Genomic DNA, 11,982 nt, shown 5'->3' with positions numbered 1-11,982 from the left:
CCCAACCTGCAGGCATGGCTGACGTGGCAGCTCGACCTCAACAGCTCTCTTGCGGTGACTGCGCCGAAGACCACAGTCCCCACGCCCCACTCCACCGGTACCGCGACGAAGAACGCCACCTGACGGCCCGTCTCACCGAGTTGCCCGTCCACGCCCGCACGACCCTGGCCGCGCTGACCGCCGTTCGTCTGCTGCCGTATTTCCTCCGGTTCCACGCGGAGACCGGCAAGGGCGATCCGCATGTGCTCGGCCGGGCGCTGGACGATGTCTGGCGGAAGCTGGAGGACGGAACGCCTGTCACGCTCCCGACCATGCTGGCCGCCTTCGACCAGATCCAGGTCGCCGCCGACAGCCCCGGCCCCCTTGCCGGTCTCGCCTGGTACTCCGCCGCCGCGGTGACGAACGCGTGCCATGTCGCCGTGCACGGCGAGGTCCGGGAGACCCTGCACTGCCTGCGATACGGGCGCGAGGCCTCTCTGGCCGCTCCGGCCGCGTCCGGGCGGGCCGCAGCCGGTTCCCCCGGGGTGTGTCGGCGGCACGCGTCCCTGCGGGAAGAAGTACGCCGCCAGATACGCGATCTGGACGACGTGGCTCGCGCCGCTTCCCCGTCGGCGCGGGCCTCCCCACCCACCTGAAGGAGGGCGATTCCCGCCTGCCGCGCCCTTGGCACCCTTGACGACGAGTCCTCCTCAGACACCCGCGGGCAACGCCTGCTCACACCAGATGATCTTGCCGCTCGTGGTCTGCCGCACACCCCAGCGCTGGGTGAGCTGCGCAACGAGCAGCAGGCCCCGTCCGCCCTCGTCGAACACGCGGGCCCGGCGCAGGTGCGGCGCGGTGTTGCTGCCGTCGGTCACCTCGCAGATCAGCGTGCGGTCGCGGATCAGCCGCAGCCGGATCGGAGCGGCGCCGTACCGGATGGCGTTGGTGACGAGCTCGCTGACGACCAGTTCGGTGACGAAAGCGGCTTCCTCCAGGCCCCAGGCAGAGAGCCGGCGGACGGCGTCCGTACGGACCTCGGCCACCGCCGCGGGATCGGCGGGCACGTCCCAGGTCGCGACCTGCCCACCGTCGAGGCGCTGGACACGGGCCAGCAGCAGGGCGGCGTCATCGGCAGGGTGGTCGGGAAGCAGGGTCCCGACAACCTTGTCGCACAGTGTGTCCAGCGCGAGGCCCGGGACCGTCAGCGCCTGCCGCAGTACCTCGATCCCCGTGTCCATCCCACGCTGCCGGGACTCGACCAGGCCATCGGTGTAGAGGGCGAGCAGGCTCCCCTCGGGCAGTTCCGTCTCCACCGCTTCGAAGGGAAGCCCGCCCAGGCCGAGTGGGGGTCCGGCGGGCAGCTCCAAGACGGTTGCGGTGCCGTCGGGACGGGCGACGGCCGGTGCCGGGTGTCCGGCACGGGCGAGGCTGCAACGGCCCGACACCGGGTCGTAGACGGCATACAGACAGGTGGCGCCGACGTCTCCTGATGCCGCGGACTCCGCGTCCGTCCCGGATTCGGCGGCCAGTCGGATGACGAGGTCGTCGAGCTGGGTGAGCAGCTCGTCCGGAGCCAGGTCGACGTCGGCGAGGGTCTGTACGGCGGAGCGCAGCCGGCCCATGGTCGCGGAGGCGTGAATGCCGTGTCCGACCACGTCGCCGACGACGAGTGCCACCCGTGCGCCGGACAGCGGAATCACGTCGAACCAGTCGCCGCCCACTCCCAGCCGCGGATCGGCCGGCAGATACCGGAAGGCCGCCTCGACCGCGGACTGTTCAGGCAGCCGCGTGGGCAGCAGGCTGCGCTGCAAGGTGAGAGCCGCCGTACGCTCACGGTTGAAGCGCCGGGCGTTGTCCAGACAGACAGCCGTCCGGGCGACCAGCTCCTCGGCCAGGGCCAGATCGTCGGTCTCGAACGCCTCGGGGTGCCGGGACCGGACGAAGTCCACCACTCCCAGCGTCGTGCCCCGCGCGATCAGCGGCACCGAGATCCACGAGTGGAACCCGTGTGCGCGGCTCTTGGCGAGACGCGCGGGGTCCTCCGCCAGCCAGGCACTGATGGCCGGGTCCGCCACCTGGTGCAGCTCCGACCGCCCGGTCGCCAGGCAGCGGGCCTGCGGCGAGTTCTCGGGATAGAAGGCGATCTCACCCACCGCGACCAGGGCCTCCGGCGTGCCCTCCAGTACGGACCGGTGCGCCACCCGGCGCAGCACGGCGCCGGTGACCGGTCCCGGAGGCGGCTCGTCTCCGCTCAGCAGGCTCTCGAGCAGGTTGACGCTGACGAAGTCGGCGAGCCGGGGTACCGCCACATCGGCCAGTTCCTGCGCCGTGCGCCCGAGGTCGAGGGTGCTGCCGATGCGCGTGCTGCCCTCGTTGAGCAGCTTCAGGCGTTCCCGGGCCTCCTCGGCCCGGCCGGCCAGTGCACGCAGCTCGGTGGTGTCACGCAGCGTCGCGACCCACCCGGCGGCCCCGCCGTGGACGTCCGTGGGCCGGAGATTGACGGCCAGCAGGCGGCTCCCGGACGGATGCACCTCGTCGGTGACGGTGCGCCCGGATCCCAGCAGCGCGGCCATTTCCGGGGCCAGGCCCAAGGTGTCCAGAGGCAGTCCCTCCGCGCTCGCGCGCATGCCGAGCAGCTGCCGGGCCTCGTCGTTGGCCAGCACCAGGCGCCGGTCCGCGTCAAGGATCAGCACCCCTTCACGGACCGAGTGCAGGACGGCGTCGTGGTGCTCGTACATCCGGGTCATCTCGACAGGTCCCAGGCCGTGCGTCTGGCGTCGCAACCGCCTGCTCACCAGCGCCGCCCCGCCCGCGGCCAGCACCAGCGAGCCCGCCGCGACACCGAAGAGGACCGGCAGCTGGCGGTTCACCGTGGCACCGACATCCACGGTCTGAACGCCCGCGGAGACGATTCCGATCACCGCGCCCTGCGCGTCGGTGACGGGTACGAGCGCCCGGACCGCGCTCTGCGGCTTGCCCTTGAAGATCTCGGTGAAGGACTGGCCGGCTGCGGCCCGGCCGATGTCACCCTGGGCTCGGCGGCCGATCAGACTCGGCATGGGGTCGGTGTAACGGATCCCGCTCTTGCTGAGCACGGAGAGAAATCCCACGCCGGAACCCTTCCGGGCCGCTTCCGCGAGCGGCTGGAGAACCGCTGTGGGATCCGGCGATTGCAGCGCCCGCACGACGCCCGGGGAGTGCGCGAAGCCCTGTGCGACAGCGAGTGACCGGTGGCGGGCATCGTTCTGGGCGTCATGCGTGGTCTTGAGCACCAGGGCCACCATCGCCGTGGCCGCGAGCAGGACGAGGACCGTCAGCTGCCAGACGAACGCCTGGACTGCGACGCTCCGCACGCTGAAACGCGAGGTCAGATATGCCTTCCGAGACCCCCCGCCGGCGCGCCCCGGCGTGGCACCGCCCTCTCCGGCCTCACGCCCCTGGCCGGAGTCCGCATGACCTCCCCGATGGCCTCGGCGCCTGTCGGCCCACGGGCGGCCCCATACGCGCCAGAGCAGGCGCCCCAGCGCCGAAAGCCAACCAAACCCGCGCATAACCTCATTTTCCAGCACTCCCGGCTCCCGCGAACGGACATCGCCAGGCGCGCGGCCGGATTCATCGACATGAGCCCCCGCTGAATGAATGCCGGGCACTGGGCCGCACTGCGCCCGGACCGGAAGCTGGAGCAGTCCCGCGGTGCGGAACAGTCCCGCCAGAGCGTCCGCCGGTCCGCCGGCCTCGCGAATGTCCCGGACCCTCCTGCGAGCCCCAGCCCTGCAGTCCGAGCCGAGCGGTGATCAATTGGGGCGATCTCGATCCTCGACCGGATCCCGTACAGGCCGCTGAACGCCAGGGGGTCCTGCAGGTCCTGCAGGACCTGCACGTCTGCCAGCTGCCGGACGGGCGACCACAGACGATCTCGCCGCGCATGATCACCTCAATCGGGCTGATCCCCCGCGGCGCGGGGTCCACGCCGCTGACCAGCGCTCGGCGCCCTCACGGCGATCTTCACCGCGCCGCCGCGGCGTCGTGAGGCCCGCGACTCTCACAGGAACTGATCACGGACCTCACCGACCTGGATAACACGATGCACCTGATTTCGGTCAGAGGCGGCGCACTCGCGCAGCGATCCCATGGCCGAGCAGAAGGTAAATCACTGCGGGCAGGCCGTAATTGAGCAAAACCCGCAGACCGTCGACGTCCATGGTGAAAATGTCCTGCGACCATCCGGCGAGCCAGTCGGCCATACCGTGCACAAAGCCGACGAAGACATTTCCCTGGTTGGCCTCCAGCAGGTACAGCAGGATCCACAGACCGAGAAAAGCCGCCGCAATGTCCGCGATCGTGTGGATGACCAAGGCCGTCCGGTTTACCCCGGAGCCGTCCCGGCCACGCGCCCGGGTGCCCCGATTCTGGTCATAGGGATCGTAGGTGTTGTAGGTGTCGTTTACGGGCATGGACTCATGGGGACCGTTCATGACTGCCCTACTTGCCCCGGGCGAGTACGCGAAACCTCTTTCAAACCTGCGATTTCATACCGATTTCTTTATTCCCTCTCGCACATCGATCTTCGCCGCGGATACAGATGACCGAATTTCACCCGAATTCCGTACTTGGGCCGGACTGAACTCCGAAATCCCCTGATCTGGTTCAGCAATCCCAAGTTATCCCGACGGACCCGCCCCCGCTCAAGCGGCCGAGTGCGACCGCAACGCGTCAGATCAGACCGCCGGACCACGGCAGCAGTCACACCGCCGGGAGCCGCCGACGGCGGCCCCGGGCCCGTGGCCTCGTCAAGACGGGAGGGCACCGAGCTGGCGCAGCTGCGCGAGGACGTCGACGACGCCCCGGATCTCGGCAATCCTTCCGTCGACGAAGCGGAAGATGAAGATCTCGCTGTAAGTGACGGTCTTCCCGGTGGGCGGCAGTCCCTGGTACTCGCCCCGATGGGTACCGGTCACCGTGTTCCTGGAGACGACCTTGTCGCCCTCCGTGATCGTCTCCTCGACGGCAACGTGGATGTCGGGGAACGCGCGCAGGAGTCCCTCCCACACCCGCTTCAGGGCTTCCGCCCCCGTCGCGCCCATCGGTACCGGCGCGTGGAAGACCATGTCCGGCGCAACGAACTCGTCGATGGCCTTCGAGATGATTTCCGGGTCGCCGCTGTTCACGGCGGCGTGGAAGCGGTTGAGCGTCGCTGTGTTGCTTGTTGCCCCGGCTGCCGACATGCGGTCTCTCCTCTGCTCTGTGCCTTCGCCGCGTGCTGGACGGCGTCTCAGCAGTAAGACGGCACAGCCACCGGGAATGTGACGCGACGCGCGGACAACAACCTGGGTCCCCCGCCATGTGCGGCGCTTCTCCGCGATCCGTTCGGGCACCGCTCGAGGTCAGGACCAGGACCTCAAGGAACAAACATGGCGGTTGATCCTTATGGCGAGAGCCGGTTGGTGGACAGCTCGTGCCGCGCCTGGCCGAGGGACTGACGCCACATCAGTTGTGGGTGAGGTTTCGGCGATCGGTAGCACCGAGGCAACTGACGGACCGATCCTCATGGCCGCGGTTCCCGTGCCCTCATCGATCACGATTCGCGATCAGTGCAGACGCGGATCGCTCATTGGTCGGCGGGCGTCATCGCGATGGGGTGGGGACATCAGCCAACCGCGAGGCCCGCAGCGGCCCACGAGGGGAAGGAATCCGTCATGCCCTACCTGGACGTCAACGACACCACGCTCTACTACGAGGACGAGGGGGCCGGGCCCGCTCTGCTGTTCCTGCATGGCTGGGGGACCAGCGGCCAGGTCTGGGGCGCGCAGCTGCCCGAGTTCACCGGCGACCACCGGGTGGTCACCGTCGACTGGCGGGGCTGCGGCCGGTCGGCCCGTCCCGTCAGGGGCAACACGGCCGACGGGGTGGTGGGCGACATGATGGCGTTGATCGGTGCGCTGCGGCTGGACCGGCCGGTGGTTGTCGGCTCGTCGATCGGCGCGACGTTCGCCACCGAACTGGGGCTGCGGCACCCGGAGTCGGTCGGGGGTGTGGTTGCGGTGGACGGAACGGCGTACTGGCCGTCGCAGGGGATGCCGTTGGCGGAGCTTGCCGACGGCCTGCGCCGCGACCGGGCCGGAACGGTCGCCGAGTGGGTGCCGCAGTGGTACGCGCCGGGTACCGCGCCCGCGCTGATCGACTGGACGGTCCGGCAGATCCTGGATTCCGGCGTCCACATCGACCAGCACTTCGCCACCGCCGGCGACTATGACCCACGACCGGACCTGCCCGGTCTGCAGGTGCCGATCCACTACCTGCACGGCGAGCTCAGCACCCCGATTCCGCTGGAGGTGCCCCGGGCCTGCGCCGCGCTCACCCCCGGTGCCGAGGTCGGGGTCATCGCCGGCTCCGGCCACATGCCACACCAGGAGCGCCCCGACGAGTTCAACGCCGCACTGCGCGCCGCACTCGCCCGGATGGCGTCCGCCGCCCACGCCACGGCCTGAGCCCCGCCCGTCACACCCCACGTCACCGCTTGTTCGGCGCCCAGATGACGAGGTCTCCGAAGATGAACTCGCCGCCGTGCTCGGGCAGTCGGCCGCCCTTGGGGTCGTAGACCCGCGCCGGTGTCGGCCGTCGCACACCCGGCCTGAACGGAGCCCGCCCAGGATCTGCACCGGCAAGTCCGCCAGGAAGTAGGCGGTGCGGGGTGCGCTGCATCCCGAGTCCACTACCACCAGGATCTCGGGAGCACCGCACCGTGCTGACACTGGCCGGACGGCGACGAGTCGCTCGACGTCCTCGCCGATCTGGGCGGTGACGGTGGCAGTGGCAGTGGCAGTGGCGGCGAGATCGACGCAGGGCTCACAGGCGGATGGCATCCAGGTACTGCACAGTCCATGAGGTGCGACCGGCCTCCAGGCCGTCAGCCGCCCAGGTCAAGGGCAGTTCTGCCACGGCCCGGCACAGCCGGCCAATATCGATTCCGCCTTGGTTAAGACCGCCGTACAGGACTTCGTGGCCACGGCGATGCTCCGACGCGAGCGCAAGGCCAACCAGCGTCTTCGGCGAATGCCCAGGTGAGTGACCCACTCGAGGGGCAGTCCGAGCCGAGCCGGGCCCCTGAACGGCGAACCTAGCGGAAATCGTCCGCGTGCTCTTCCGCCCACGAGCGGAACGTGCGCGCCGGAAGTCCGGTGATCTCTTCCACCGTGGAGGTGATCAAGGTCGACTCGGGCCGCGTTTCCGCACTGGCCAGCAAGGCTTCGACGAGTGCGGCTGGCCGACCGTCGGCGAGCATCTGCTCTCGTGCGACCTGTACGGAGACCTTCTCGAAGCGTGTCCGGTGGCCGATGGCTTCCCCGATGCTGTGTACCTGCTCGGCTCTGCTCAGTACCTGCGGGCCAGTCAGGACGTGTATCGCGCCCGCATGCCCGTCATCGGTCAGTGCATGCACCGCCACAGCCGCGATATCGCGCTCGTGGATCACCGCCGTGGCGGCGATGTCGGGACCGCGAACGACACGCGTAGTGCGGATCTGCTCGGCCCACCCTCGTGCGTTGGAGGCGATGGTGTTCGAGCGCAGGACGGTCCACTCCAAACCGGAATCTTCTATCAGGCGCTCCATATCGGCGTGGAGCTGGTTGATCGGATCGGTCTGCCGTTCGGCATCCCCGTTCACACCCGACGACGAGAGATAGACAACGCGGCGGGCATGCCGCGCAATCGCCTCCAGCACGGCCGGGGCCCCTTCGGCCGTAAGAAAAGGCCAGATCAGGAACACTGTGTCGCTCCCTCTCAACGCCCCCTCCAGCGTGTCGGGCAGGGACAGGTCCCCGCCTGCGGCCTTGACTCCCTCCGGGAGCCTGGCCGATTCGGGATCACGCACCATCGCCCGCACAGCGGCGCCCGTGGCCAAGAGCTGAACGACAACCTCTCGCCCGACATTGCCGGTTGCGCCGATCACAAGAATCTCACTCATGATCAGCTCAGCCTCAGCCGGACTCGGATTATTCCCGCCTGCCGGGGCCCGCCCCCAGGTTCACCGGCAGCTTCTCCTCAAGACGCCGCTCCGCCGCGGCGACAGAGGTGAACACGACGTGCTCGACGCTCGCCGCGTGCGTGGCCTCGGCGACGTTCGTGCCCCAGAGCACCGCTACGTCCACCGGCACCCTCCTCACACGGAATACGGACCTTCTGCGAAGCACCGGTGCGACATCAGTCGGCCGACGCGTACGAAATCGGGCTTGCCGAGAACTGCGGCGGCCACCGTCGCCAGCCCCAGCCCGCGCCCTCGTATCGCACTCGCGGGCCGCAGCCGGCGGTACATAAGCCCAGGTCAGTACCAGATGGCGACCGAACGCCCGCCCGCATCGCGCTCGGGTGGATCCGGGAGGGAGTGCGCACAGCCGCGGGCGATCCGGTGGGCCGTCCACGCGGCAGCGGCCGCGTCCAGCACGTCGTCCGGCGGGGTTCGCCCCGCGTCCCCCAGGTCGTCCGGCAGGACGATTCCGGCCGCGGCGAGGAGCGAGCGCCGTGCCATCTGCCCGGCCCAGCTTTTCTTGCGGGCAAGCGACGCTGTTCCGCCCGCCAGGGCCCGGAATGACACTTCGGGGTGTACTTCGACGAGCCGGTCGCCCCCGGGCTCCGCCAAGCAGGCGTTGGCCTCACGGAGTTTGGCCGCGAGCCCCCAGGTCTGGCGGCTCAGCCCGGCCCCGGTGAGTTCGCGGCACCGGCGTCGCGCGTCGTCGTACTCCTTCTCCTGCCACACCGCGCGCGGCGGCACCCGGAAGACGCTGCCCCGCCGCGGTCCCAGCAGGGCCGCCGCCTCCGTGTCCGCACGCCGCCATCCGGCGTCGAGCAGCCCCAGCGGCATGTCCACGGCCACGACCGCGACGCTGCCGGCCGCGGCTTCGGCCAGAAGGGGCCGCAGGGCGGTGACTACCCGTGCCTCCGCGAAGCGGCCGTCGTGGAGCCCGACCGCCAGCCATCCGGCCGGGCACGCGTCGACGCCGAGGACGGTCACCATGTCAGCCGGCGTCCTCGAACGGGGCCGTCGGGGGATAGCCGTACCGACCGTAGAGGCGGACGAAGTACGCGAGTGTGACGGTCCGGCGGTGCAGGAGTCCCTGGTCCGTTTTCTCGTACAGCTCGACCCGCTCCTGGCCGCCCGGTCCGATCGGCTGCACCAGGCGACCGCCCACCCGCAGCTGTGTGGCCAGCGGCGGCGGCACCTCCGGGAAGGCGGCGGAGATCACGATCGCGTCGAACGGAGCCCGGTCGGCCATGCCCAGGGTGCCGTCGCCGACGACGATCTCGGCATTCCCGATGCCCTGGCCGGCGAGGTTGGCCCGAGCCTGCTCGGCCATGTCCGCCCACCGCTCGACCGCGACGACGGACGCCGCGAGGCGGGCCAGCACCGCGGTCTGGAAGCCGTGACCGCTGCCGATCTCCAGCACGCGCTCGTCCCCTGTGAGGCCGAGCGCGGCAACCATCATCGCCATGAGGGAGGGCTGCGTCGTCACCTGGCCATGACCGATCGGGATCGGCGCGTCCGCGTACGCCGACGCGCGGCTGGAGGCCGGTACGAAGGCCGCGCGCGGGGTCGCGCTCAGGGCAAGCAACAGGCGCTCGTCCGTCACGCCGGCGGCGCGGGCGGCCTTGACCAGATGCTCGGGGCCCAGATCGCGGCGGGGACGGGACATCCTGGCTGCCTCCCTTCCAGGCCATCATCTCCGGACCATCGTCGGTCACAGACCCGCTCCACCACTACCCCGAGATCGCAGAACGCCAGGTCGCAGCCGCCGTCTGGGCTCTGTCGAACCCGGGGCGGTTCATGCTGCGGAACGTGCCCATGCCGGCGACGTCCCGGAACAGACCCCATCGTCATCGGCGACAAGGGCTACAACTACAGCTCCCAGGCCATCGGGACCTGGCTCCAGAAGCGCGGTTCCGCCGTCACCCGCTACGACAGAACCGCTGAGTCTGAGTCCTACCAGACAGCCGACACCCTCGCATCGCTGGCGATGTGGGTGTGACACTCGATCGCAACTCCTGGGCGCCTTAGGGAAGTTGAGGACTATTCAGGTTGGGGCGGATCCCCGTAACCCGTACCGAAGCCGTACACCAAGACCGAGACAGTCACCCCAGAAAGGTAGCCAACCGGCCGCCCCGGCCGCACCGGACGAGCAGGTGTGCGAAAGTGGCGCGATGAGGACTATCGGGTTGCTCGGCGGCATGAGCTGGGAATCGACGGCGGAGTACTACCGGCTGCTGAACGAGCTGACGCGGGAGCGTCTGGGCGGGCTTCATTCGGCGCGCTGTGTGCTGTACTCCGTCGACTTCGCCGAGATCGAACGGCTGCAGACCGAAGGACGCTGGGACGTGGCGGCCGACGTACTGGCCGAGGCCGCCAAGGCGCTCGAGGCCGCAGGCGCCGACATGCTGCTGATCTGCACCAACACCATGCACAAGGTCGCCGACGAGGTGGCCGCCGCGGTCAGCGTCCCGCTGCTGCACCTCGCCGACACCACGGCCGCCGCCGTCCTCGGGCGGGGTCTGCGACGCGTCGGGCTGCTGGGCACCGCCTTCACCATGGAGCAGGATTTCTATCGTGGCCGACTCGCGGCCCAAGGGCTGGAGGTACTGGTCCCGGACGCCGTCGGGCGCAGCACCGTTCACCGGGTGATCTACGAGGAGCTCTGCGTCGGGGTCGTCCGCGAAGAGTCCCGCCAGGCGTACCAAGCCATCATCAAGGACCTCGTAGCCGCCGGGGCGGAGGGAATCGTGCTCGGCTGCACCGAGATCGAGCTGCTGATCAGCGCTGACGACAGCCCGGTGCCCGTCTTTCCGACCACCCGGCTGCATGCCGAGGCGGCGGTCAGCCAGGCACTTGCCGACGACGCCCCGTAGCAGCCCGGCCGGCCCGGATACTCGTGATCATCGGCTCTCGCGCCCTTCCCCCTTCCCTCTCCCCCACCCGTCCCCTCGGCTCACCGCCGTGACAAATCCTTGCCGCTGCACGGGGTTTGAAGTTACGGCGGGTACGCTGACGTGGTGTCCCACACAGAGTTAGAACGACTGGCGAGGATCCGGATGCAGGTCACCGGGGAGACGCTGGAGCGTGCCATGGCGGTCCTCGCAGGACACAGCACCGAACCCGAAGCAGAGTCCGAGGCGGACCCGACGGACCACGCAGGCGAACCCTCTGGTGGCAATGAATCGTCCGGCTCGAATGAATCGTCCGGCTCCCATGAACCATCCGCCTCCGCGGACCAGGCCACCGGCAGCCCCGCCGACCGCTCCTCTGACCAGCCCGCCGGCCGGGGATCGCCGCAGCCCCGGCCACATCTGCGCGGGCTGTAGCAGCGCGCCCGGGCCCCGCCCCCTGCATCCCACCCACTCCATGGCTCACCCCATGGCTTCGTACTACCGCTCCTAACGGGTGGCGAGCCGCGTAAAGGGTGACGACCGGCCTCGCGCACTCACGGGCTCAGCGGCCGCGCCAGCAAAGGCGTCCGGGGCGCTTGATGTCCCCCACTGGCCAGCATGCGGACCTCGCCCCGGTCGCTGATCTCCGCGCGCACGATCCCCGATTCATCTTCGTAGACCGGATACCCGCCCGCCCCCGCCTTCTCGGTACGCCGGACGACCACCACGTCGTCTTCCACGGCAAGAGCCTGAAATACCAGCTCATAGCGTTCCGGGTAATCCATCGGGGCCTCCCGAAATGGCTCTGCAGGCGCCCTGCGGCGTCCCTCCCTCACCCGTGCGGTACGCCGCTACACCTCCGCTATTCCATCGTCACTCACACAGGCCCGCAGCGCCTCAGGAGGGAGCACGGCGAGGACCGCGGACCGGACCGGACCACAGCCCAGGACGCTTGACCCACGGGCCACGGCCCATAACCCACAGTCCACGGAAGTAAACCTGATATTTCTCATCTGGATTTGGGATCAAGGTAGTTCCCAGGGTTGATGGCTCGAGGCCCTCCCACCCCCACAATCGAAACGACGAAGA

General features: G+C 69.5%; 11 protein-coding genes. 3 read left to right on the top strand and 8 right to left on the bottom strand.

The features are described 5' to 3' along the window. The first annotated feature begins 14 nt into the window (after window positions 1–14). On the top strand, window positions 15–635 hold the full coding sequence (locus ADL29_RS32445) for a DUF416 family protein (protein WP_107095145.1): 621 nt from the start codon (window positions 15–17) through the stop codon (window positions 633–635). Between the two features lie 54 nt (window positions 636–689). On the opposite strand, the gene ADL29_RS32440 is transcribed toward ADL29_RS32445, so the two are convergent. The 3 genes from ADL29_RS32440 to ADL29_RS32430 all read right to left on the bottom strand — a co-directional run bounded on the left by ADL29_RS32440 (window position 690) and on the right by ADL29_RS32430 (window position 5,207). Beyond that, window positions 690–3,266, bottom strand: coding sequence for a SpoIIE family protein phosphatase (locus tag ADL29_RS32440; protein WP_107095149.1), 2,577 nt, complete (start codon window positions 3,264–3,266; stop codon window positions 690–692). A gap of 816 nt (window positions 3,267–4,082) precedes the next feature. Continuing rightward, a complete protein-coding gene (locus ADL29_RS32435; RefSeq protein WP_053927118.1) occupies window positions 4,083–4,436 on the bottom strand; it encodes a hypothetical protein in 354 nt (117 codons plus the stop codon). Between the two features lie 336 nt (window positions 4,437–4,772). Continuing rightward, complete coding sequence (locus ADL29_RS32430) at window positions 4,773–5,207, bottom strand: ester cyclase (RefSeq protein ID WP_053927117.1); 435 nt, start codon at window positions 5,205–5,207, stop codon at window positions 4,773–4,775. Window positions 5,208–5,678: 471 nt separating this feature from the next. Between ADL29_RS32430 and ADL29_RS32425 the strand changes: the two genes are divergently transcribed. Further along, window positions 5,679–6,470, top strand: a complete 792-nt coding sequence (locus ADL29_RS32425; protein ID WP_053927116.1) for an alpha/beta fold hydrolase — start codon at window positions 5,679–5,681, stop codon at window positions 6,468–6,470. Between the two features lie 629 nt (window positions 6,471–7,099). Here the strand turns inward: ADL29_RS32425 and ADL29_RS32420 are convergent. The 4 genes from ADL29_RS32420 to ADL29_RS32410 form a co-directional block, all read right to left on the bottom strand. Continuing rightward, a complete protein-coding gene (locus ADL29_RS32420; RefSeq protein WP_078971454.1) occupies window positions 7,100–7,945 on the bottom strand; it encodes an NAD(P)H-binding protein in 846 nt (281 codons plus the stop codon). Between the two features lie 28 nt (window positions 7,946–7,973). After that, window positions 7,974–8,129, bottom strand: coding sequence for a hypothetical protein (locus tag ADL29_RS43795; RefSeq protein WP_157878629.1), 156 nt, complete (start codon window positions 8,127–8,129; stop codon window positions 7,974–7,976). Between the two features lie 173 nt (window positions 8,130–8,302). Next, window positions 8,303–8,992: a DUF429 domain-containing protein gene (locus tag ADL29_RS32415; protein WP_053927114.1), complete on the bottom strand. Its 690-nt coding sequence runs from the start codon at window positions 8,990–8,992 to the stop codon at window positions 8,303–8,305. Window position 8,993: 1 nt separating this feature from the next. Further along, entirely contained in the window at window positions 8,994–9,668 is a 675-nt protein-coding gene (locus tag ADL29_RS32410) for a protein-L-isoaspartate(D-aspartate) O-methyltransferase (protein WP_053927113.1), read from the bottom strand. 505 nt (window positions 9,669–10,173) lie between these two features. Here ADL29_RS32410 and ADL29_RS32405 point away from each other — a divergent pair. Continuing rightward, entirely contained in the window at window positions 10,174–10,875 is a 702-nt protein-coding gene (locus ADL29_RS32405) for an aspartate/glutamate racemase family protein (RefSeq protein ID WP_053927112.1), read from the top strand. Window positions 10,876–11,447: 572 nt separating this feature from the next. Here ADL29_RS32405 and ADL29_RS32395 read toward each other — a convergent pair. Further along, a complete protein-coding gene (locus ADL29_RS32395; protein ID WP_046924083.1) occupies window positions 11,448–11,678 on the bottom strand; it encodes a DUF6296 family protein in 231 nt (76 codons plus the stop codon). Window positions 11,679–11,982 lie beyond the last annotated feature (304 nt).

This window comes from Streptomyces chattanoogensis (genome assembly GCF_001294335.1).
Taxonomy (GTDB): domain Bacteria; phylum Actinomycetota; class Actinomycetes; order Streptomycetales; family Streptomycetaceae; genus Streptomyces; species Streptomyces chattanoogensis.
This window is presented reverse-complemented; position numbering and strand designations above follow the sequence as displayed.

Coding starts and splice junctions, on each gene's coding strand:
- ADL29_RS32405 (WP_053927112.1), top strand. CDS start 10,174: ATGAGGACTATCGGGTTGCTCGGCGGCATGAGCTGGGAATCGACGGCG.
- ADL29_RS32440 (WP_107095149.1), bottom strand. CDS start 3,266: ATGGTGGCCCTGGTGCTCAAGACCACGCATGACGCCCAGAACGATGCC.
- ADL29_RS32445 (WP_107095145.1), top strand. CDS start 15: ATGGCTGACGTGGCAGCTCGACCTCAACAGCTCTCTTGCGGTGACTGC.
- ADL29_RS32395 (WP_046924083.1), bottom strand. CDS start 11,678: ATGGATTACCCGGAACGCTATGAGCTGGTATTTCAGGCTCTTGCCGTG.
- ADL29_RS32425 (WP_053927116.1), top strand. CDS start 5,679: ATGCCCTACCTGGACGTCAACGACACCACGCTCTACTACGAGGACGAG.
- ADL29_RS32420 (WP_078971454.1), bottom strand. CDS start 7,945: ATGAGTGAGATTCTTGTGATCGGCGCAACCGGCAATGTCGGGCGAGAG.
- ADL29_RS32435 (WP_053927118.1), bottom strand. CDS start 4,436: ATGCCCGTAAACGACACCTACAACACCTACGATCCCTATGACCAGAAT.
- ADL29_RS32410 (WP_053927113.1), bottom strand. CDS start 9,668: ATGTCCCGTCCCCGCCGCGATCTGGGCCCCGAGCATCTGGTCAAGGCC.
- ADL29_RS32430 (WP_053927117.1), bottom strand. CDS start 5,207: ATGTCGGCAGCCGGGGCAACAAGCAACACAGCGACGCTCAACCGCTTC.
- ADL29_RS32415 (WP_053927114.1), bottom strand. CDS start 8,992: ATGGTGACCGTCCTCGGCGTCGACGCGTGCCCGGCCGGATGGCTGGCG.